Below are 21,240 nucleotides of genomic sequence, written 5' to 3'. Positions count from 1 at the left end.
AACTCCTAGTTGATTTCGATCTCTTCTTCGGTGACCACTCCCTCGGCGATCCGGTAGCTGCGGATCTCCTCGGTGTCGGGATCTCTGGTCGAGATCAGGACGTAGTGCGCGTTCGGTTCTGACGCGAACGAGACATCGGTTCGACTCGGATACGCCTCGGTTCCCGTGTGCGAGTGGTAGATCACCACCGGTTCTTCGTCCGCCCTGTCCATCTCACGCCACACCTTCAATTGCTCACCAGAGTCGAACCGGTAGAAGGTGGGTGAGCGTTCCGCGTTGATCATCGCGATGAAACGTTCCGGCCGATCCGAGCCCTCGGGGCCTGCGATGACACCGCAGGCTTCGTCAGGGTGGTCCGCGCGTGCGTGCGCCACCATCGAATCGACCAGCGAACGACTGATGGCGAGCACTGCTACCTCCGTATCGGAATCGGTGATCGGCTACGTCGACGGGGCCGACGACTCAAACGCTGATGGCAACGTCGTCCGATAGGTCGGTATTCCGGCGACCGGTGTCGCCGCGATCACGGCTTTGACGATGGCACGGTGCACGACGGTCGCCGCGGCCTCGCCGATCGCGGCTACGAGCGCGACGTTCGGGTTCATACCCCTCGGGATGGCGGGCGTCTTCTCGTGCGGTGTCGGCACCGCCGAACCGGTGGCGACAGCGAAAAGGGTGTCACCGTCGAGCGGTGAATGGGCCGGGCGGATGGCGCGCGCGAGTCCGTCATGGGCGGTCATCGCGACGCGCCGGGTCGACGCGGGGTCGAGGGCGGCGTCGGTCGCCACCACCCCGATCGTGGTGTTCAGCGGACTCGACTTTGCGGTCAGGGCCGCCAATGCGGCGGTCTCGACGTCGGAGGGGCGGCGCAATCCGAAGTGGTCGAGCTCGGACGGCAGCACACCCCAGGGCAGTCCGCTGGCGGGATCGACCACCGCGCCCACCGGGTTGGCGATGACAACGGCACCAACCGTGATCCCTGTCGCCGGTCCGGAAGTGAATGTGATGCTCGCCGACCCGACGCCGCCTTTGAGTGCTCCCGCCCGTGCGCCTGTGCCCGCGCCGACCGATCCCAGCTCGACGCCGGGCCCCGCCGCCAGCGCCGCACGCCGCCCGAAGTCGCGATCAGGTCTGGCCCCCCACTGCCCGACAGCCAGATCGAAGATCACCGCTGCCGGGACGATCGGAACCACAGATCCGCGGGTGTCCATCGCCAGGCCGATGCCGGCGTCCTCGAGATACGTCATCACCCCGTCTGCCGCAGCGAGCCCGTAGGCGCTGCCGCCGCTGAGCACGATCGCGTGCGCCGTCTGAACGGTGTTCGCAGGATCGAGCAGATCGGTCTCGCGCGTACCCGGTCCCCCGCCCCGGACGTCCACCGCGGCGACCGCTCCATCGGGGAGCAACACCACGGTGGTGCCGGTCGCCCAGCCTTCGCCCACCACCTCATCGGTGCCCACAATGACCTGCTCGTCGAGGCGATGGTGGTGCCCGACCAGCACCCCTGCGACGTCGGTGATCGAATCGGATGCGCCGGGAATCATCTGTGGTGCCCTACCTCTCGAAGATGTCGCCGCGTGCCGCGCGAGCACGAGCCGGGTCACTTGCCGATCAGCGCCACCACCAGCAATTCCTGCACCACCGTGAGCCAGTGATACACGTCGAGATGGGCGGCCATCGGGTCGCCCTCGGGAAGCTGGTCAGGGGTGGATTCGCTGATGCCGATCATCGCACCGAGAGCCAGCCGCACATCGTTGATCGCCGAGAGCCACTGGTCGGCCTCCTGCGGACTCAACGAGATCTGGCCACCGCCGGTAGGCAAGGAGTTCAGGACCACCTGCGCCGCTTCTTGTTTCGCGTTGAGGATGTGCGGTTCATGCAAGCTCCGCAACGCCCCGTTGAGATCGCCCGTGACAGCGTCCACGGTGGTCGTCTCGTCTTGGTCGGGGCGATGGAAGTCGGGGAACAGCCTGCCGAGCGTCGCATCCGATGGCGGTGTCGAGTGTCCGGCCTCGATGCCGGTCAGGTCGGCCAGCGAATCGGTCGGTGCGGTCGACTGGCGTTCGTCGAGCAGTTCGGTCATCGAGGTGACGAGCGAGGCGATGAGGTCGGACTCGTGCGAGTCGAGTTCTGAGGTGATCCGCAGCCGCTCACCCGAACCTCGCCGTTTCCAGTTGCGCACTGCTCAGCTGTCCCGCTGCATCGTGGCCCACAGGCCGGCGGCGTGCAGTTTCTGGACATCGAGTTCGACCTTGTCGCGATCACCGGTGGACACCACGGCCCGACCTTCGGTGTGTACCTGCATCATGAGTTCGGATGCCCTCGTCTCGCTGTAGCCGAAGAGCTTCTGGAACACGTACGTGACGTAGCGCATGAGGTTCACCGGATCGTCCCACACGATGGTCACCCACGGCCTGTCCACTGCCTGGTCACGTTCGGCGACGGCGGTACTCGACGGGGTGGCCTCGTGCTGACCGTCGCCCGCCACACGCCGAGGTTCACAGCGGGGCGGTGCGGTCATCATCAGTCCGCGCATGGAGCCCAGGGTACCGATAGTGACCGTTCAGAACGAGCGCGCAGTGGCAGGCCTAGGGTGTTGACGGTGAACTCCTTGAACACGGCGTTGTTGACGGATCAGTACGAACTCACCATGGTCGCGGCCGCGCTCGCCGACCAGAGCGCTCATCGCACGTGCACTTTCGAGGTGTTCGCGCGTCGCTTGCCGGACGGCCGCCGCTACGGCGTCGTCGCAGGTACCGGACGTCTGATCGAGCAACTCTCGGACTTCACATTCGGTTCGGAGCAACTCGCCGTCGTGGAAAAGTTCCTGGATGACGAGACGCTCGATTGGCTGAGCAACTATCGGTTCACAGGCGATATCGACGGCTATCCCGAAGGCGAATTGTTCTTCCCGGGGTCCCCTGTCCTGACGGTCCGCGGGACATTCGCCGAAGCAGTGATCCTGGAGACCCTTGCGCTGTCGATCCTCAACCATGACAGCGCCATCGCCTCCGCAGCTGCCCGCATGGTCACCGCGGCCGGATCACGCCCGATCATCGAGATGGGATCCCGACGTACGCACGAGCAAGCCGCGGTCGCATCGTCCCGGGCCGCGTACCTCGCCGGCCTGTCGGCCACGTCCAACCTCGAGGCAGCGCGTAGACACGGCGTACCCAGCGCCGGTACCAGCGCGCATTCATTCACCCTGCTCCATACGACCACCGATGGACGGCCCGACGAGAAGGCCGCGTTCGCGGCCCAGGTGGCCAAGCTCGGCGTGGGTACGACGTTGCTCGTCGACACCTACGACATCACCCAGGGCGTCGCCAACGCCATCGAGGTCGCGGGCACCGAGCTCGGCGCGGTCCGAATCGATTCCGGCGACCTCGGGGTGCTCGCCCGGCAGGTTCGCAAACAGCTCGATGACCTCGGCGCGACGGGCACACGCATCGTCGTCTCCGGAGACCTCGACGAGTACGCCATCGCGTCGCTGCGTGCCGAGCCCGTGGACGTCTACGGGGTCGGGACCTCCCTGGTGACCGGTTCGGGGTCCCCGACCGCGGGCATGGTCTACAAGTTGGTCGAGGTCGACGGGATCCCCGTCGCGAAACGCGCCAGCCACAAGGAGTCCCGAGGCGGCGCCAAAACCGCGATCCGCACCGCGAAGGCCACCGGCACCATCCTCGAGGAGATCATCTATCCCACCGGCGCGGCCGTCCCGGAGACGACGTCGACCGCCCGGCCACTGCAGATCCCCCTGGTACGCGGCGGCGACCCGGTCGCGGATCTGCCGACCCTCGACGACTCGCGAGAACACCTCGCTGCTGCGCTTGTCAGTCTTCCGTGGGAGGGTTTGGGACTGTCGCGAGGCGAACCGGCCATACCGGTGCGATTCATCGCCCCAGACCCACGATCACCAGACCCACGATGACCAGACAACACTGACCAGACAACACAACGACCAGCCACGCAACGCCCGGAAGGTATCGCCCGTGACCGAACACATCCGAACAGCGCTGCTCATCGTCGACGTCCAGAACGACTTCTGCGAGGGCGGATCGCTGGCAGTGTCCGGTGGCGCTGCCGTCGCCTCGGCGATCGCGGCGTACACCGGCCGAGATCACGGCTATCTGGCGGTCGCTGCGACCCGTGATCATCACATCGATCCCGGTGACCACTTCTCCGAGACCCCCGACTTCGTCGACAGCTGGCCGCCGCACTGTGTCGTCGGAACCCCGGGGGTGGACTTCCATCCCGCCTTCGACGCCGGTGTCGCAGACGAGGTCTTCAGCAAAGGTGAATACACTGCCGCATACTCGGGTTTCGAGGGCGCGAGTGCAGAGGGCGTCGAGCTCGGCGAGTGGTTACGCACCCGCGACATCAACGCGGTCGACGTCGTCGGATTGGCCACCGACCATTGCGTCCTGGCCACGGCGCTCGACGCCCGCAAGCTGGGTCTCATGACCCGCGTCCTACTCGAATACTGCGCCGGCGTCAGCCCCGAGACCACCGGGGCGGCCATCTCCGCGATGACCGCCGCCGGGGTCTCCGTGGTCTCGTCAGTGGCCGCCCGGCCGCTGTGACCAGCCAAGCGCGACGGACGAACAGAGCGCGATGACAGACATCCCCGAAGTGCCCGATCTGCTGTCGTCCGCGGTCGAGGCGCTGGGTGGGGCCAGGCGCGACGGGCAGCTGAAGATGGCTTCCGCGGTGGCCCACTCCATCGACACGGGTGAGCATCTGGCCGTTCAGGCGGGCACCGGCACCGGCAAGTCGTTGGCGTATCTGGTGCCATCGCTGCGCCATGCGGTCGACACCGGCAAGACGGTGGTGGTCTCGACGGCCACCATCGCACTGCAGCGCCAACTCGTCGAACGCGATCTACCGCGCACCGCCACGGCGCTCACCGGTCCCCTGGGCCGGGTCCCCGAGTTCGCAATCCTCAAAGGTCGCGGAAACTATTTGTGCCTGAACAAGATTCACGCGGGCACCATCGAAGAACCCGAGGGTGACCTGTTCGACGCCCTCGGGGGCGGAAAGGCCGATCCTTTCGCGGCCTCACGGCTCGGCCGTGAGGTCACCAGGCTGCGCGAATGGACCTCGGACACAGAGACCGGCGACCGCGACGACCTGACGCCCGGGGTGACCGACCGATCCTGGCGCCAGGTGAGCGTCACCGCACGCGAATGCCTCGGCGCCACCAACTGTTCCTACGGTGCCGACTGCTTTGCCGAGAAGGCGAAGGCCAAGGCAGGGAAAGCCGATGTTGTGGTGACCAACCACGCGCTGCTGGCCATCGACGCCATGAGCCCGGCCGCGATCCTTCCCGAACACGACGTCGTCGTGGTCGACGAAGCCCATGAACTGGCCGACCGCATCACCTCGGTCGCGACCGCGGAGATTTCCGGTGCATCGGTCGCCGGCCTGGCCCGACGATGCGCAAAACTCGTCGACGAAGAGGTCGCAGACGACATCTCGGGCAGCGCCGAACTGATCGAATCGCTGCTCGACGACATCGCACCGGGCCGCTGGACCGGACTACCCGACGGGGCACCGCTGGCCCTGTCATCGCTGCGTGACCGGCTGTGGAAAGCCCACACCGCAATCGGCCCGGTACGTCGGAGCGGTGAGGTCGATCCCGAGGGAAACGCGGCCAGGTTGGCTGCGCTGACCAGCCTCGAAGAAATGCACGACACCGCCGTACGCATCCTGGCCGCGTTCGACGATCCCGACGAGGCCAAGCGGCCCGACGTCGTCTGGATCGGTGAGGACCTCGTCCGCGGCGACCGCAAGCGCGTGCTGCGGGTGGCACCGCTGTCCGTCGGCGGACTGTTGCGGGCTTCACTGTTCGCCCACGCCACGGTCATCTTGACGTCGGCAACGCTGACCGTCGGTGGGTCGTTCGACGGTCTGGCCGCAAGCTGGGGCCTACCACCCCACCGCCCGGGCTCGGCAGACGCCACCTCGGCCGCCCCTGACTCCGACCCGGCGACGGAAGCCACCAAATCCGCGCAGAGCATCACCGCGATCGGCAAACCCCCACCGGCCGACGAGAAGAAGCTCGTCTGGAACGGGCTCGACGTCGGATCGCCCTTCGACCATCAGAAGTCCGCCATCCTGTATGTGGCCAAGCATCTGCCCGCACCGGGCCGCGAGGGGATGTCGGCGCGCACCCTCGACGAAGTGGTCGACCTGATCACCGCAGCGGGAGGTCGGACGCTGGGTCTGTTCTCGTCCATGCGGGCGGCTAAAGACGCGGCCGAAGCAGTTCGGACGCGTATCGATCTGCCTGTCCTGTGCCAGGGTGACGGTGCGACCGGCGCGTTGGTGAAAGAGTTCGCTGCCGACGAGAAGACTTGTCTGTTCGGCACGCTGTCGCTGTGGCAGGGCGTCGACGTCCCCGGTCCATCACTCAACCTGGTCCTGATCGACCGCATCCCGTTCCCCAGACCTGACGACCCACTGCTGATGGCACGTCAGCGCGCGGTCGCGGCGCGGGGCGGCAACGGATTCATGGCCATCGCGGCAGGCCATGCCGCACTGCTGCTCGCGCAGGGCACCGGGCGTCTGCTCCGCGGCACGTCCGATCGCGGTGTCATCGCGGTACTCGATTCACGTTTGGCCACCGCCCGCTACGGGAACTATCTGCTGGCGTCGCTGCCGCCGTTCTGGCGCACGACCGACGGCCAGTTGGTGCGCGGCGCGCTGTCCCGATTGCAGGGGACGAACACAACCGATGGTGACAGAGCCTGAGCCGGATACGTCGATGTCGCATACGGTGGTGGGCAGAACGATGACCAGGGCAACGCTGGCAACAACACTGTGAGAGGTGGCCGACAAGGTGATTGGGCGCATCGGGATCGATGACATAGCCCCAGTGGTTTCTTCGGGTCAATTCGCCGCGAAAGCGGTTGTCGGAGAAACTTTTCCAGTCAGTGCAACCGTATGGCGCGAAGGTCACGACGCGGTGGCCGCCACACTGCATGTCGAGGGCCCGACCCGCGCGGGTGCCTTGGACATCCGAATGTCGCCGGGAGCCGAACCGGACACGTTCAACGCATTCTTCAGTCCCGACGCGACGGGCTATTGGTCCTATCGCATCGACGCGTGGAGCGATCCCTTCAGCACCTGGCGCGATGCGATGGACAAAAAACTCGCGGCCGGACAAGGAAGCGCAGAGCTCGCCAATGACATCGAACGAGGTGCGAGACTGCTCGATCGCGTCCGTGAGCTCACACCTCCCACCGATCGCGACTTGCTGACGAGCGCGTCCACGGCGTTGCGGGACTCGCATCTGGCACTGCCGGACCGTGTCGGACCCGCATTGTCAGCGCAGGTGGCGCAGTTGCTCACGACCTATCCGGTTCGCGAGCTCGTCACCAAGAGCCGGACCCACCGCGTGTGGGTCGACCGCACCCGCGCCCTGTTCGGATCCTGGTACGAACTCTTCCCCCGCTCCACCGGCGGATGGGACAACGAGGGACACCCGGTCCACGGCACTTTCTTGACCGCCGCCGAGGACCTCCCGCGGATCGCGGACATGGGCTTCGACATCGTGTATCTCCCACCGATCCATCCGATCGGCGAGGTCAACCGCAAAGGCCCCAACAATTCGGTGACCGCGCACCCCGACGACGTCGGGTCACCGTGGGCGATCGGATCCAAGGACGGTGGACACGACGCGATCCACCCACGGCTGGGCACGTTCGACGATTTCGAATACTTCCGGCATCGAGCCGAAGAACTCGGGATGGAGGTCGCACTCGATCTCGCCCTCCAGTGCGCCCCCGACCATCCGTGGACGACCGAGCATCCGGATTGGTTCACCGCCGAACCCGACGGCAGTATCCGGTACGCCGAGAACCCGCCGAAGAAGTACCAGGACATCTACCCACTCAATTTCGACGACGACCGCAACGGCATCTTCCGCGGAGTGCTCAAGGTGGTCCTGGGTTGGGTCGCGCGGGGCGTCAAGATCTTTCGGGTCGACAACCCTCACACCAAGCCGCCGGACTTCTGGGAGTGGCTCATCGTAGAGGTCAAGAAACGTGATCCGGACGTTTTGTTCCTGGCCGAGGCATTCACCCGGCCGGCCCGTCTGTACGGTCTGGGCAAACTCGGTTTCACCCAGTCCTACACGTACTTCACCTGGCGTACCGCCAAGTGGGAGCTGACCGAATTCGGCAACGAGATTGCCGGCAACGCCGACATCGCCAGGCCCAACCTGTTCGTGAACACGCCCGACATCCTTCACGAATCGTTGCAGCACGGCGGTCCCGGGATGTTCGCGCTCCGCGCGGCGCTGGCCGCGACCCTGTCACCCACGTGGGGCGTGTACAGCGGATACGAACTGTACGAGCACCACGCGGTCCGGGAAGGCAGCGAGGAGTATCTCGATTCCGAGAAGTACGAGCTGCGTCCACGCGACTACAAGGGCGCCTCGAGCAGAGGTGAGTCCCTCGAGGGCTGGATCCGGTCACTGAACGAGATCCGCCGACGACACCCCGCTCTACAGCAGCTGCGTTACCTGAAGTTCCACCACCTCGACAACGATGCGCTGATCGCGTATTCCAAGTTCGACCCCAAGACCGGGGATACCGTGGTGGTCGTGGTGAACATCAACCCGTACGGTGCGGAAGAATCCACGCTCTGGCTGGACATGCCGTCCATCGGATACGACTGGCAAGACCGCTTCAGCGGCGTGGACGAAGTCAGCGGCGAGAGCTTCCACTGGGGTCAGGCCAACTTCGTCAGACTCGAACCCTGGCGATCGGTGGCCCACATCGTCGCCCTGCCTCCCATGCCCGAAGCCGCCCGCCGCAACCTCGCGTTCAGGACTCCCTCATGACCACATCATCAGACGCCGTACCCGACGCACTACTGCCCGCAGCTGACCTCGAGCGGTTACTCGCGGGCACCCATCACAATCCGCACGGGGTCCTCGGCGCCCATCCAGTCGGCGACCACACCGTCCTGCGCACCCTCAAACCAGATGCAATCGCGGTGACCGCGATCATCGGTGGTGTCGAGTACCCACTCACGCAACAAGATTCGGTCTTGTGGGTGGTTGCAGTGCCGATCACCGACCTCATCGACTACCGCTACCGGGTCACCTATCCGAACTCGGATGACGGCGGTGCCGACCGTGAATTCGTCGTCGCCGACGGGTATCGCTTCCTACCCAGCCTCGGAGAGCTCGACATCCACCTGTTCACCGAGGGCCGCCACGAACGGCTGTGGGAGATCCTCGGCCCGCAGGCGCGGGTCTACACCACTGCGGACGGCGATGTCGGTGGCACCAGTTTTGCGGTGTGGGCGCCCAATGCCCAGGGCGTCACCCTCATCGGGAGCTTCGATGGTTGGCGCGGGCACACTGCGCCGATGCGCTCACTGGGATCGAGCGGCGTGTGGGAAGTCTTCGTTCCCGACGTGGGCCCCGGCACCACTTACAAGTTCCGCATCACGGGCAACGACGGCATCGTCCGCGAGAAGGCGGACCCGATGGCACGCGCCACCGAGATCCCGCCGGCGACCGCGTCGGTGATCCCGGAGACGTCGTTCGAGTGGACAGACGAGGTGTGGATCGCCGACCGGGAGAAGGTCGTGGCCACCGACGAGCCGATGAGCGTCTACGAGGTCCATCTCGGCTCGTGGCGCCAGGGCCTGGACTATCGAGAATTGGCCGAACAGCTCGGCGACTACATCACCCGGCTGGGCTTCACACACGTGGAGTTGCTGCCGGTGTCGGAGCATCCCTTCGGTGGCTCGTGGGGCTATCAGGTCACCTCGTACTACGCGCCGACCTCACGATTCGGAAGCCCCGACGACTTCCGCTACTTCGTCGACCACCTCCATTCCCTCGGGATCGGAGTACTCGTCGACTGGGTTCCCGCTCACTTCCCGAAGGACGCCTGGGCGTTGGCCCGGTTCGACGGCACCCCGCTCTACGAACACGGAGACCCGCAGCGCGGTGAGCAATTGGACTGGGGCACCTACGTATTCGACTTCGGTCGCAATGAGGTCCGCAACTTCTTGGTCGCCAACGCCCTCTACTGGTTCGATCAATTCCACATCGACGGCCTCCGTGTGGATGCTGTTGCGTCCATGCTCTACCTCGACTATTCGAGGCCCGAGGGTGGCTGGTCCCCCAACATCTATGGTGGTCGCGAGAACCTAGAGGCAGTGCAATTCATCCAGGAGATGAATGCCACCGTGCACAAGCACCACCCCGGTGTCGTGACCGTTGCCGAAGAGTCGACATCGTGGCCCGGCGTCACGCGCACCACCAATCTCGGCGGCCTCGGTTTCAGCATGAAGTGGAACATGGGGTGGATGCACGACACTCTCGGCTATCTCGGGCGCGACCAGATCCACCGGAGCTTCCATCACCACGAGATCACCTTCTCGCTGATGTATGCCTGGAGCGAGAACTTCGTCCTGCCGATCAGTCACGATGAGGTGGTGCACGGCAAGGGCACATTGTGGTCCAGGATGCCGGGAGACTCGCGGGCCAAGGCCGCAGGTGTCCGATCACTGCTCGCCTATATGTGGGCACATCCCGGTAAGCAGTTGCTGTTCATGGGCCAGGAGTTCGCGCAGACGCCGGAGTGGTCGGAGAACCGCAGCTTGTCGTGGGATCAGCTCGACGGCTGGGAAGGTGAGCTGCACTCCGGGGTTCAGTCCCTCGTCACCGATCTGAACGGCGTGTACCGGGCGCATCCCGCGCTGTACAGCCAGGACATCACGCCCAACGGTTACTCCTGGATCGACGCCAACGACACTGCGGGCAACATCATCAGTTTCCTGCGCTGGGGTTCCGATGGTTCGGTGGTGGCGTGCGTGTTCAACTTCTCCGGCACCACCCGCACCGAATATCGCGTGGGACTGCCACAGTCGGGCACGTGGACAGAGATCCTCAACACCGACGCACCGGCCTACAGCGGTAGTGGAGAAGGCAACCTGGGTCAGGTGATCGCAGCGGACGAACAGTGGCACGGTCGTCCCGCCTGCGCCCGGTTGACCCTTCCGGCCAACGGGGCCATCTGGCTCACCCCGGCCTGACGGCCGACGTACATGAACATGACCGGTCGGGCAGTGATCGGGCCGCTGCTCGGCGTCGTCCTACTGGCGTTGACGGCGTGTGCGGCCGACGAGCGCCGTGAACAGGTCAGCGGCGACGCAGTGTCGGCCTTCAGCGATCCCTTCACCGTCGCCGGTCTGCCGGTCACGACCGGGCCCAACGGGCTGCGCGCCGACACCACCGGACCCGATCTGGACATCCGAGGCGGCACGGGCGACCAGATCGACGCACTCATGGCCGCCGCTCTCGCAGACCTCGACACCTATTGGAAACAGGCCTTCGAGCCAGCTTTCGGCCAGGGCTTCAAAACGGGTCTGCGCTTCGTCTCCTGGGATGCGCAGACGTCCGAGACACTCTCGGAATCGTTCTGCGGACAGTCCACCTTTCGTCAGGTCAACGCTGCGTTCTGTCCCGATCGCATCGAGATCGGCTGGGACCGGGGGGTGCTGATGCCCGCACTGCTCGAGGAGTTCGGCCCCATGGCGCCGGTCACCGTGATCGCCCACGAATACGGTCACTACATCCAGATGATCGGTGGCTTCGACAAATCCGCCTCTCCCATCGTCAGCGAGCAACAAGCCGACTGCCTGTCCGGCACCTTCATCCGCTGGCTCGCCGAGGGACACGGCGAGTATCTCGAGATCAACACCGGCGACGGGTTGAACAGTGCTGTGGCGGCACTCATCTCCGCGCGGGACGGACGTCGCGGACAATCCGACCACGGCACCGCCTTCGAGCGTGCCGATGCATTCAAGACGGGGTTCAGCTCTGGCGCAGCCGTCTGCGGAGCGATCGGTCAGCTCTACGTCGACGAGAAGCGGGACCTGATGCCACCACGATTCGACAACACCGGGTCGATCGACGCCACGCCGTTCAGTGAGGCGGGATTGAGTTCGGTGGTGGCGTCGGTGGAGGATTTCTACGGCCTCTCCGACTCGGTTCGGCCGGTGGTCGACCGCACGGCGCTCGGCATCTCGTGCGCCGACGTCGATGTGGCCGTCGTCGCGCAGGCCCCGGTCGCCTTCTGCCCGACCACCAACACGGTGTCGATGGATCCGGACGAGCTCGCGCTGATCGCCACCAACGGCACGAACGGGCCGGCAGGGTTGCCGAGTTTCATCGGCGGCGACTTCAGCGCCTATTCACTGGTCGCGTCCCGGTACTCGGTCGCCGCGCAGAGCGCACGGGGCCAGGCAATCGATCAGCCGGTCACCGCGGCGCGAGCGGCGTGCGACACCGGCCGCTGGGCCCGATCCACCGCCGCTTCCGGCACCTTCACCCTGCGAGGCGGCGATCTCGACGAACTGGTGTCCGGGCTTCTGGTCAGCGGCGCGGTGGCGAGCGATGTCGCCGGTCGTTCACTGCCCTCCGGGTTCGCCCGGATCGATGCCTTCACCGCCGGGTACTTCGACACCGAGAACGGTTGCTCGCGCTACGACCCCTGATGCGCTGATGCGGCTGTCGACCGCAGCCCCGTCTGCTCAGTACAGCGCTGTCGCCAGCTTGCGCCGCGCGGCGACCACGAACGTCTCGGCCGGATCGAACAATTCGAACAGCTCGAGGAGTCTGGTCCTGGCCTGGGTGCGTTCGTCGCCCGCAGTCCGTGAGATCACCTTGATGATGCGGTCGAACGCGGCTTCGGGCTGCTGGTTGAGCAGTTCGATATCGGCCGCCGCGAGCTGGGCCTCGACGTCGTCGGGCGCAGCGTCGGTGAGGGTCGCGGCGTCGTGCTTCTGGGCTCGCGCGACGAACTCGAGATTGCGGACGAGTGAAGCGGCCTCGACGTTCTCGGGTTCGGCGGCGGCGATGTCCTTGTAGTCGGCGAGCGCACCATCGATGTCACCGTCGTTGAGCTTGTTTTCCGCGGCGACCATCCGCGGGTCCTCGGGCTCCGGTTCCGGCTCGGCGCCTTCGGCGGCCGGCGCGCCGGTCAGTTCCGCCCCGTGCTTGGCGAGGATGTCGTCGATCCAACCCTGGATCTGTCCAGCGGGTTGCACCCCTGCGAAGGCCGACACCGGTTGCCCGGCGACGATCGCGACCACGGTCGGGATGGACTGCACTCCGAACAACTGCGCGATCCGCGGGTTCGCATCGACGTCCACCTTCGCCAGCACCCAGCTACCGCCGGACTGCGCCGCGAGTGCTTCCAGGGTCGGCGAGAGCTGTTTGCACGGCTCACACCAGGTCGCCCACAGGTCGACGAGGACGAGCACCTGACCGGAACGGGCGACGACGTCGGTTTCGAAGTCGGCCTCGGTGACGTCGTACACCGACGGGAACGCGCCGCCTGACGACGGCGCAGGGGCGCGGCCGGCCGGGGGTGCCGCAGGTCGATTCGCCTGCGCGCGCCCCGCATCGGCACGCTCCTTCAACACGGAAAGGTCCACTGCCCCGGACATCGCGGCGGCTGCTCTGGCCGCGGCGGCGGGAACGGGTTTACGTTGTTGCGGTCTACTCACCAGTCCAGTTTGGCACGACGGCGAAGCGATTGGTTCTCAGGTCTGCGGGCGTTCGCCAGAAGCTGACACTTCGCCGGCAGCCGACCCTTCAACAGCACCTGACAGGGGCGCAGCCTCGTCGACGCCGCGCGGCCGGACGATGGGAGCGGCCACCGCGGCGAACAGCATTGCGGCCGCCGCGAGCCACAGCGCAGACCCCAGCGACCACCAGTGGCTGACGGGCCCGATGACGGCCGGTCCGGACAACATCCCGACGTACCCGAATCCGACGACCAACGAGATGGTCTGACCGCTCGATCGAGTCGAGAGATTTCCTGCGGCAGTGAACAGTTGCGGCACTCCCCCGGCCACGCCGAGACCGAAGATCGCCCAGCCGGCGACACTGAGCAGCGGTGTCGGAGAGCAGATGACCAGAGCGATTCCGGCAAATCCGACCAGTGACCCCACCCGAACGACGGCCACCGGACCCAGCCGGGCGCTCACGGCGTCGGCCGAGAATCTCGCGATCACCATCGTCGCGCTGAAGGCCCCGAACGCGACGGCGCCCATCGCCTCGGGTTGATCGAAACGCTCGACAAGATGCAGAGCACTCCAGTCGTAGGCGGTGCCCTCGGCGAGCATCACGCTGAAAGCCACTGCCGCCAGCAGGGCGATACGGCCCCACGGTTTGCGCTCTGGCCCATCCGCGACGATCTGGGCCTGCGACCGCCCATCACCCGGTCGTCCTGCGAGCAGGGACCGTGCCAGCAGCAGCGCCGTCCCGACGCCGAGCACACAGCAGGCGAGCAGGGTCGCGGGCAGGGGGACGTCGGTCGCCACCGTGGCCGCCACGACTCCCGACCCGACAAGGCCCCCGACCGAGAAAAATCCGTGGAAAGACGACATGATCGGGCGGCCGTAAGCGCGCTCGGTGAGAACCGCCTGCGAGTTCATACAGACGTCGAGAGCTCCGTTGCAGAAGCCGAAGGCCACCAGAGCGACCGCCAACGACGTTGTCCCGGTGGCCAGTCCCGGCAGGACGATGGCCCCGGACAGAGCCATCGCACTGATGACGGTCGGAAATCGAGACCCGAATCTGTCGGTGAGCGGGCCCATCACCTGCATACCGATGAACGCGGACCCGCCGAGCACCAGCAACAGGCCACCGAGGGTGGCGTGGTCCACGCCGGTCCGCGACTGGATGACCGGGATGTGAGCGACCCACATGGCAGCGAGCAGCCCGTTGAGGGCAAAGATCCCCGACACCGCCACCCGCACCCGAGGGTGCGGATGGGTGGCGGTGACCGGGGATGTTGTCAGGAGATGGCAGCCTTCGACGTGTTGCCCGCGTCGGTGAGGCGCCCGTTGCGCTGCGCCCACCACTCGAATACGAGGGTGCCGAACGGCGGGATGCTGGCGACCAGCGCCACTGCCGTGATGGTGAGCATCTGTTTGGTCGAGGTGGCATTCCACCGCAACCGCAGCGCGGTGTACACGGTCACGACGAGGTAGACGACGAACACGATGCCGTGCACCATGCCCGGCACGGCAACTGCTTCCTCGTGGCCCAGAACCCACTTGAAGAACATGGCGATCAGGAGCGCCAGCCAGGTGATGGCCTCGGCGATGGCGACGATACGAAACAGCACTGCTGTTGCCGACGCGCTCACTTGGCGGGCACCGTGATGACGAGGGCATCGCCCTGTCCGCCGGCGCCACACAGCGCAGCAGCGCCCGTGCCACCGCCCCGCCTGGCCAGTTCCAGTGCGAGGTGCAGCGTGATCCGCGCTCCGGACACACCGATCGGGTGTCCGACTGCGATCGCGCCACCGTTCACGTTGACCTTGCTCTCGTCGACGCCGAGCTCGGCGGCCGACGACAGACCGACTGCGGCGAAGGCCTCGTTGATCTCCAGGAGATCAAGATCCTTGGGATCGATGCCCGCGCGACCACACGCCTTGCGGATGGCGTTGGCGGGCTGGTGCTGAAGGGTGGAGTCGGGGCCGGCGACGACGCCGTGGGGTCCGATCTCGGCCAGCCACTCGAGTCCGAGGGCTTCGGCCTTGCTCTTGCTCATCACGATGACCGCGGCCGCGCCATCGGAGATCTGTGACGAGTTGCCTGCTGTGATCGTCCCGTCCTTGCGGAACGCCGGGCGCAGTCGCCCGAGCGAATCAGCGGTGGTGTCGGCCCGGATGCCCTCGTCCTCGGTGAACTCGATCGGATCACCTTTGCGCTGCGGGATGCTCACGGGCACGACCTCGTCGGCGAAGACGCCGTTCTTCCACGCGGTGGCCGCACGCTGATGCGACTGGGCGGCGAACTCGTCCTGCTGCGCACGGGTGAACTTCTCGACGTCGTTCTGCTGCTCGGTGAGAGCTCCCATGGCCTGGTCGGTGAAGGGATCGTGCAGCCCGTCATATGCCATGTGGTCGACCAGCTCGGTATTGCCGTACTTGAAGCCGCCGCGGCTGCCCGGAAGGATGTGCGGCGCCTGCGTCATCGACTCCTGGCCACCGGCGACGACACACTCGAACTCGCCGGCCCGGATGAGCTGGTCGGCCAGGGCGATCGCGTCGATCCCGGACAGGCACATCTTGTTGATGGTCAGAGCCGGTACGTCCCAGCCGATTCCGGCCTTGACCGCAGTCTGCTTCGCAGGCATCTGCCCGGCACCGGCACCCAGCACCTGGCCCATGATCACGTACTCGACCTCAGAGGCGGGAACGTTACCCTTCTCGAGTGCGCCGCGAATGGCGATCGCGCCCAGGTCCACAGCGCTGAAATCCTTGAGCGAACCCATCAATCTCCCGATGGGGGTGCGCGCTCCCGACACGATTACCGACGTCGACATCTCTTCTGACCTCTCTTGACAATACCGCCGGAGTTCTCCGGCAACCGGGAGCAAAAGCGTCCCGGCCAGTGGCTGAATGGTGTAATGGCCTCCCCCAACGCTACCTTTAGACCATGAGTGCCTCTGAACAGAACCCCCAGTCAGCGACGCTGAGCGCCATCGGCGATCTGGTCACCGCGATCGATCACGTGGGCATCGCCGTCCCGGACCTCGACGCGGCAAAGGCCTGGTACCTCGAGAACCTTGGCCTGGTCACCCTGCACCAGGAGACCAATGAGGCCCAGGGCGTCGTGGAGGCCATGGTCGGCCCAGAGGGCGCCGAGAAGTCACATGCGCTGATCCAGTTGCTGTCCCCCATCGACGAGACCTCCACCATCGCGAAGTTCATCGATCGCAACGGCCCGGGTCTGCAGCAGATGGCGGTGCGCGTCACCGACGTCGAGGAAGTGACCCGCCGTCTGGTCGCGAACGGCATCCGAGTGCTCTACGACGCCCCTCGCCGCGGCACCGCGAACTCTCGCATCAACTTCATCCACCCCAAAGACGCGGGCGGCGTTCTGCTCGAACTGGTGGAGCCTGCCGCCGATCCCCACTGACCCGGACTCGCCCGACGTGATGGTTGCAGCACGGTAACTCCTCGGCGCCGGGCGGGCCGTCGTGGCAGGTGTGGGGGTTTCGGCAGCGTAAAATCGCGACCATGCCAAACCACGAGGCCACTTCCGCTTCCGGCTTGCCTTTTGCCACCGTCATGCGCGGGTACGACCGTGATCAGGTCAACGACTTCTTCCGTCGTTTCGATGCCGAGATGCGGGTGATCGCGGCAGATCGGGATGCCGCGACTGCGAATGCACGTGAGCTCGCGGACAATCTCGAGATCGCGCGCGACGAGATCGACGATCTGCGCCGAGAGGTCAACAAGCTCTCCGTCCCACCGACCACGGTGCAGGGCATGAGCGAGCGGGTATCGAGCATGCTCCGGTTGGCCTCCGATGAGGCTTCCGAGATCCGTGCCCGTTCGGAGGCCGAGGCTGCGGAGACTCTTTCGATCGCTCGCCAAGAGGCGCAGGAGCACCGCGACGAGATCGCCCGCCAGCGCGAGGAGATGACGCGTCGACGTGAGGCGATGGAAGCGGAGCACGAGGCCACCATGAGCGCCGCCCATGCCGAGGCCCAGCGCATCATCGCCGAGGCCACCGCGCAGGCCGAGGAACTCGATGCCCGCGCACAGAGCAATCGTGAGCGGATTCAGGAAGATTTCGACCTGACGATGGCCGCCAGGCGCTCCGAGGCGCTCGAGCAGGCGAAGGAACTCGACCGCAGCAGCAAGGCAGAGGCCAAAGAGCGTCTAGACACCGCACGCGCGGAGGCGGAGAGCACGCGGCAGCGCGCGGCGTCGGCGGCCACCGAGCGGGTCACTCGCGCGCAGGAGGTCACCGAGCAGATTCGGGTTCTGCGGAGTCGGATGTTGGCTCAACTCAGCGAGATCCGCAGTCAACTCGACGAGGTCCCGCAATTGCTCGCCGAAGCCGAATCCGAGCCGGACCTACTCGATCCCGACACCACCGGGCTCTTGAACAAGGAACTGTCCGACAACGCGCTGCTTCACAAGTCGAGGTCGCAGGCGACCTCGGAGAGTTCTGACACGGGCGCTGAGGACTCGGCGGAGGCGAGCACCGCAGAGGCCGAAGCCGACGACGTGGACGACGTGGACGACGTGGACGACGCCGCAGAAGAGATCAGCGCCTCTTACCGTTAGCGACGTTCCTCCGGCGGCGCCAGCAGCCGGTGTGCCAATGTCTGCGTTCGGCGACCAGGCTGCCGCCACCGTAGTCGTCTGCCGGCCACACGACGACGTGCGGCGTATGGGCGAAGATCACCTGATTGCAGCCGGGGCACCGATATTCTTTGACCGCGCGCTGGCCGCTGATCGGACGGACATAGTGGTCATACCCGTCCGGTCCCGACTCGATGATCTCCACTGATGTTCCGCCTCGGCTTCAGAAGAGCTTGAACTCGGTGCTCTCGGTTCCCCGGAGCTTGTCGTAATCGAGTGTCACACAGCGGATCCCTCGATCCTTGGCCAGCGTTTTCGCCTGGGGCTTGATCTGCTGGGCGGCGAACACACCCTGCACCGGCGCAAGCAGCGGGTCGCGGTTCATCAGTTCGAGGTACCGGGTCAACTGCTCGACACCGTCGATCTCTCCGCGACGTTTGATCTCGACGGCGACCGAAACGCCGTCGGCATCACGGCACAGCAGATCCACCGGCCCGATGGCGGTCATGTATTCACGTCTGACCAATGAGTAGCCGCTACCGAGTGTCTCGACATGCTCGGCGAGCAATTCCTGCAGATGTGCTTCCACGCCGTCTTTGATCAGTCCCGGATCGAGGCCGAGTTCATGGCTCGAGTCGTGTTCCACACCGAAGATCGTGATCTGGAGTTCTTCACCCGCTTTGTTCGTGACGATCCATAGTTGAGGAGAGTCAGGGTTTTCCGGTTCGGTCTCGACCAGCCAGCACGGAGGGCTCATCCAGTTCAGTGGCTTGTAGGCACGATCGTCGGCGTGCACACTCACCGAACCGTCGGACTTGATCAACAGGAGTCGACGGGCCCTGGGGAGGTGGGCCGTGAGCCGCCCCACGTAATCGACTTGGCACTCGGCAATGACTAGACGCACGCCGTCCACCTTAGGCCCGTGGCGGCGGACTCCTGCGGCTCCCGTGCCGAGCAAGCGCCATATTCTGGTGTGGTGTCGATCAAGCGAGTGTCCTCAACCGATATCTACGCCAATCCGTGGCTGTCTCTGCGGGAGGACGAGATCGTGCGGGCCGACGGCAGCCCGGGCATCTACAGCGTCATCGACAAGCCGGCCGGCGTGATCGTCATCCCACGCGATGATGGGCGGCTGTACCTCGTCGAACAGTTCCGGTACGCGGTCGGTGCCCGCCGTTGGGAATTCCCTGCAGGCACCGCGCCTGACCGACAGAGTCTGCCTCCGCAAGAGCTTGCTGTGAGGGAGCTCGCAGAAGAGACCGGATTGCGTGCCGAAGCGCTGATCCAGATCGGATCCGTGGATGTGGCACCGGGTTTCAGCAGCCAACGGCAGGCAGTGTTCCTGGCCGAGAGGCTCTCACCGGGTCCTCCCGCGCGCGAACACGAGGAACAGGACATGGACGCTCGGTGGTGGCCGGTCGCAGACGTGTGGGCAGCAGTTGCATCCGGGCAGATCTGCGATGCTCAGACCCTCGCGGCACTCACCTTGCTGTCGGCGTTCGACTCGACACTTCGTTAGGACCCTTCCACTGCCAGCTTGAGCAGGAAGTCCTCCGCACGGGCCACCGCCTCGGCCATGGTGGTCACCACAAACTCGATACCTGGCCCTGGTTCAGTGCGATGGGCACTGCGGCGAACGACGACACCGTCCGGATCCACGATGACCGCGCTCCGCTGGACACCTTTCAGGTTGCGACTGGCACCGACGAACATCGACCGCGACACCTGATCGACATGGTCTACCCGTGTCATGTCCAAGATTGCGACCTCGAACTCCTTTGCGGTGGCACGCAAACGCCGCAACACACTCTCGGTACCGGAGAAGGTGAGGTCGCCCTGCAATTCGAAGATCCTGATCCGGTCCCGTTTTCCACGTAGGTATCGGCGTTCGGCGTCGGTACGGTCGGTGTCGATATCGAGTTCAGCGGCGGTGTGGAACGACCTCACGGTCACCCGGCTCTCCCTGGCGACGTTGAACATGTGCAATCCGAGATCGGCCGACAGCCGCTTACATGCGGCCACACCTCGAACGCTGTTCCCATGTTCGTCGAGCAAGGGCGAGTACACACCGATACCGAGCTGGCCGGGAAGCACAGCCATGATCCCACCCCCGACCCCGCTCTTCGCCGGCAGTCCCACGGTGGTGACCCAGTCGCCCGCCCCGTCGTACATACCGCAGGTGGTCATCACGCTCAACACCCGCTGCACAACGGCCTGCCCGACCGCCCGTCGGCCGGTCCGCGGATTGACGCCACCGTTGGCGAGCGTTCCGCCGATCACGGCGAGGTCGTCTGTCGTCACCACCAGCGAACACTGCCGGAAATACAGGTCGATCGAGGCTTCCACAGAGGCGTGCAGGACGCCGAAGCTCTGGAGCATGTAGGCGATGGCGCGATTGCGGGCGCCACTGCGCATCTCGGACTCGTAAACCTCTGAGTCGAGAGCGAGCTGCCGACCTGCGCACGCGGAGTAGAACTCGAGCAATTCCGCGAACGCCAGATCCACATCGGGCTCGACCTCCAACAGCATCGACGCCGACAGGATCGCGCCGGCGTTGATCATGGGATTGCGGGGGCGGCGCTTGCTGTCCACGCTGATCTCGTTGAACGCCTCGCCGGACGGCTCCACACCGATCCGATCGTCTACCTGATCGAATCCCTTGTGTGTCAACGCGAGCGCGTAGGTCAACGGCTTCGATACCGACTGGATCGTGAACCCGATATCGGCGTCGGCGATCGAGTACACATACCCGTCGTGCAGAGCAAGAGACAGCCCGAACTTCGTCGGGTCCACCCGCGCGAGTTCCGGGATGTAGTCAGCGAGATCGCCGTCAGTACCGACCAGGCAGGTATTGCGTATGTGCTCCAGGTAAGACTCCACCAGTGAAGGACCGGCAACGAGGGATGACATGCGTTCATCTAACACTGCACGCTCGACCTCGAGGCACATCTGGCCTACAACGCATTGAAGGCCCCTCACGAATGAGGGGCCTTCAATGGAAATTGTGTTCGGCGGTGTCCTACTCTCCCACACTGATTAGGGTGCAGTACCATTGGCGCTGGTGGGCTTAGCTTCCGGGTTCGGAATGGGACCG

20 protein-coding genes and 1 rRNA gene are annotated in these 21,240 nt (G+C 65.5%); 9 read left to right on the top strand and 12 right to left on the bottom strand.

Annotation, left to right across the window (positions count from 1 at the left end):
- Nucleotides 1-5 precede the first annotated feature (5 nt).
- From DFR67_RS21735 to clpS, 4 genes are read right to left on the bottom strand one after another with little or no spacing between them, the layout of a single operon-like run.
- Complete coding sequence (locus DFR67_RS21735; RefSeq protein ID WP_110471587.1) at nt 6-410, bottom strand: M67 family metallopeptidase; 405 nt, start codon at nt 408-410, stop codon at nt 6-8.
- 30 nt (nt 411-440) lie between these two features.
- On the bottom strand, nt 441-1,544 hold the full coding sequence (locus DFR67_RS21730; protein ID WP_110471586.1) for a P1 family peptidase: 1,104 nt from the start codon (nt 1,542-1,544) through the stop codon (nt 441-443).
- Nucleotides 1,545-1,600: 56 nt separating this feature from the next.
- Entirely contained in the window at nt 1,601-2,182 is a 582-nt protein-coding gene (gene aosR, locus DFR67_RS21725; RefSeq protein WP_110471585.1) for an oxidative stress transcriptional regulator AosR, read from the bottom strand.
- A gap of 3 nt (nt 2,183-2,185) precedes the next feature.
- Entirely contained in the window at nt 2,186-2,524 is a 339-nt protein-coding gene (clpS, locus tag DFR67_RS21720) for an ATP-dependent Clp protease adapter ClpS (RefSeq protein WP_425451320.1), read from the bottom strand.
- 78 nt (nt 2,525-2,602) lie between these two features.
- Between clpS and DFR67_RS21715 the strand changes: the two genes are divergently transcribed.
- The 6 genes from DFR67_RS21715 to DFR67_RS21690 all read left to right on the top strand — a co-directional run bounded on the left by DFR67_RS21715 (nt 2,603) and on the right by DFR67_RS21690 (nt 12,525).
- Complete coding sequence (locus DFR67_RS21715; protein WP_110471690.1) at nt 2,603-3,931, top strand: nicotinate phosphoribosyltransferase; 1,329 nt, start codon at nt 2,603-2,605, stop codon at nt 3,929-3,931.
- 61 nt (nt 3,932-3,992) lie between these two features.
- Nucleotides 3,993-4,583, top strand: coding sequence for an isochorismatase family protein (locus DFR67_RS21710; protein WP_245938082.1), 591 nt, complete (start codon nt 3,993-3,995; stop codon nt 4,581-4,583).
- A gap of 31 nt (nt 4,584-4,614) precedes the next feature.
- Complete coding sequence (locus DFR67_RS21705; protein WP_110471584.1) at nt 4,615-6,753, top strand: ATP-dependent DNA helicase; 2,139 nt, start codon at nt 4,615-4,617, stop codon at nt 6,751-6,753.
- 88 nt (nt 6,754-6,841) lie between these two features.
- A complete protein-coding gene (locus DFR67_RS21700) occupies nt 6,842-8,848 on the top strand; it encodes a maltotransferase domain-containing protein (RefSeq protein WP_110471688.1) in 2,007 nt (668 codons plus the stop codon).
- Nucleotides 8,845-11,061: a 1,4-alpha-glucan branching protein GlgB gene (gene glgB, locus DFR67_RS21695; protein WP_110471583.1), complete on the top strand. Its 2,217-nt coding sequence runs from the start codon at nt 8,845-8,847 to the stop codon at nt 11,059-11,061. Before DFR67_RS21700 ends, glgB begins: the two co-directional genes overlap by 4 nt.
- Before the next feature lie 18 nt (nt 11,062-11,079).
- Nucleotides 11,080-12,525: a neutral zinc metallopeptidase gene (locus tag DFR67_RS21690; protein ID WP_146240498.1), complete on the top strand. Its 1,446-nt coding sequence runs from the start codon at nt 11,080-11,082 to the stop codon at nt 12,523-12,525.
- A gap of 36 nt (nt 12,526-12,561) precedes the next feature.
- Here the strand turns inward: DFR67_RS21690 and DFR67_RS21685 are convergent, their stop codons facing one another.
- The 4 genes from DFR67_RS21685 to DFR67_RS21670 all read right to left on the bottom strand — a co-directional run bounded on the left by DFR67_RS21685 (nt 12,562) and on the right by DFR67_RS21670 (nt 16,372).
- Nucleotides 12,562-13,479, bottom strand: coding sequence for a tetratricopeptide repeat protein (locus tag DFR67_RS21685; RefSeq protein ID WP_110471581.1), 918 nt, complete (start codon nt 13,477-13,479; stop codon nt 12,562-12,564).
- A 96-nt stretch (nt 13,480-13,575) separates the two neighbouring features.
- Nucleotides 13,576-14,796 carry an MFS transporter gene (locus tag DFR67_RS21680; protein WP_110471580.1) on the bottom strand — a complete coding sequence of 407 codons (1,221 nt, stop codon included), beginning with the start codon at nt 14,794-14,796 and terminating at the stop codon, nt 13,576-13,578.
- A 38-nt stretch (nt 14,797-14,834) separates the two neighbouring features.
- The gene (locus DFR67_RS21675; RefSeq protein WP_110471579.1) at nt 14,835-15,188 is read right to left on the bottom strand and encodes a DUF3817 domain-containing protein; all 354 of its coding nucleotides are present in this window, start codon (nt 15,186-15,188) and stop codon (nt 14,835-14,837) included.
- Nucleotides 15,185-16,372, bottom strand: a complete 1,188-nt coding sequence (locus DFR67_RS21670; RefSeq protein ID WP_110471578.1) for an acetyl-CoA C-acetyltransferase — start codon at nt 16,370-16,372, stop codon at nt 15,185-15,187. The genes DFR67_RS21675 and DFR67_RS21670 overlap by 4 nt, the downstream gene beginning before the upstream one ends.
- A 113-nt stretch (nt 16,373-16,485) precedes the next feature.
- Here DFR67_RS21670 and mce point away from each other — a divergent pair, with 113 nt between their 5' ends.
- Complete coding sequence (gene mce, locus DFR67_RS21665; protein ID WP_110471577.1) at nt 16,486-16,968, top strand: methylmalonyl-CoA epimerase; 483 nt, start codon at nt 16,486-16,488, stop codon at nt 16,966-16,968.
- A gap of 101 nt (nt 16,969-17,069) precedes the next feature.
- A complete protein-coding gene (locus tag DFR67_RS21660; protein WP_110471576.1) occupies nt 17,070-18,128 on the top strand; it encodes a coiled-coil domain-containing protein in 1,059 nt (352 codons plus the stop codon).
- Here DFR67_RS21660 and DFR67_RS21655 read toward each other — a convergent pair.
- Together DFR67_RS21655 and nucS are read right to left on the bottom strand one after the other, a co-directional pair.
- The gene (locus DFR67_RS21655; RefSeq protein ID WP_110471575.1) at nt 18,109-18,351 is read right to left on the bottom strand and encodes a hypothetical protein; all 243 of its coding nucleotides are present in this window, start codon (nt 18,349-18,351) and stop codon (nt 18,109-18,111) included. The two genes, DFR67_RS21660 and DFR67_RS21655, sit on opposite strands and share 20 nt — an antisense overlap.
- Nucleotides 18,352-18,369: 18 nt before the next feature.
- A complete protein-coding gene (gene nucS, locus DFR67_RS21650) occupies nt 18,370-19,050 on the bottom strand; it encodes an endonuclease NucS (protein WP_110471687.1) in 681 nt (226 codons plus the stop codon).
- Between the two features lie 69 nt (nt 19,051-19,119).
- On the opposite strand from nucS, the gene DFR67_RS21645 reads away from it, so the two are divergent.
- Nucleotides 19,120-19,665, top strand: coding sequence for an NUDIX domain-containing protein (locus DFR67_RS21645; protein ID WP_110471574.1), 546 nt, complete (start codon nt 19,120-19,122; stop codon nt 19,663-19,665).
- On the opposite strand, the gene glsA is transcribed toward DFR67_RS21645, so the two are convergent.
- On the bottom strand, nt 19,662-21,056 hold the full coding sequence (glsA, locus tag DFR67_RS21640; protein ID WP_110471686.1) for a glutaminase A: 1,395 nt from the start codon (nt 21,054-21,056) through the stop codon (nt 19,662-19,664). The genes DFR67_RS21645 and glsA overlap by 4 nt on opposite strands.
- Before the next feature lie 96 nt (nt 21,057-21,152).
- Nucleotides 21,153-21,240: ribosomal RNA gene (gene rrf / locus DFR67_RS21635) — 5S ribosomal RNA — on the bottom strand; the annotation flags it as partial.

This window comes from Williamsia limnetica, assembly GCF_003217475.1.
GTDB lineage: Bacteria > Actinomycetota > Actinomycetes > Mycobacteriales > Mycobacteriaceae > Williamsia > Williamsia limnetica.
This window is presented reverse-complemented; position numbering and strand designations above follow the sequence as displayed.

What these genes read in the sequence shown, in the direction of transcription:
- DFR67_RS21730 (WP_110471586.1), bottom strand. Translation starts at nt 1,544, where the DNA reads ATGATTCCCGGCGCATCCGATTCGATCACCGACGTCGCAGGGGTGCTG.
- clpS (WP_425451320.1), bottom strand. Translation starts at nt 2,524, where the DNA reads ATGATGACCGCACCGCCCCGCTGTGAACCTCGGCGTGTGGCGGGCGAC.
- DFR67_RS21705 (WP_110471584.1), top strand. Translation starts at nt 4,615, where the DNA reads ATGACAGACATCCCCGAAGTGCCCGATCTGCTGTCGTCCGCGGTCGAG.
- glgB (WP_110471583.1), top strand. Translation starts at nt 8,845, where the DNA reads ATGACCACATCATCAGACGCCGTACCCGACGCACTACTGCCCGCAGCT.
- DFR67_RS21690 (WP_146240498.1), top strand. Translation starts at nt 11,080, where the DNA reads ATGACCGGTCGGGCAGTGATCGGGCCGCTGCTCGGCGTCGTCCTACTG.
- DFR67_RS21685 (WP_110471581.1), bottom strand. Translation starts at nt 13,479, where the DNA reads ATGTCCGGGGCAGTGGACCTTTCCGTGTTGAAGGAGCGTGCCGATGCG.
- DFR67_RS21670 (WP_110471578.1), bottom strand. Translation starts at nt 16,372, where the DNA reads ATGTCGACGTCGGTAATCGTGTCGGGAGCGCGCACCCCCATCGGGAGA.
- mce (WP_110471577.1), top strand. Translation starts at nt 16,486, where the DNA reads ATGAGTGCCTCTGAACAGAACCCCCAGTCAGCGACGCTGAGCGCCATC.
- DFR67_RS21660 (WP_110471576.1), top strand. Translation starts at nt 17,070, where the DNA reads ATGCCAAACCACGAGGCCACTTCCGCTTCCGGCTTGCCTTTTGCCACC.
- glsA (WP_110471686.1), bottom strand. Translation starts at nt 21,056, where the DNA reads ATGTCATCCCTCGTTGCCGGTCCTTCACTGGTGGAGTCTTACCTGGAG.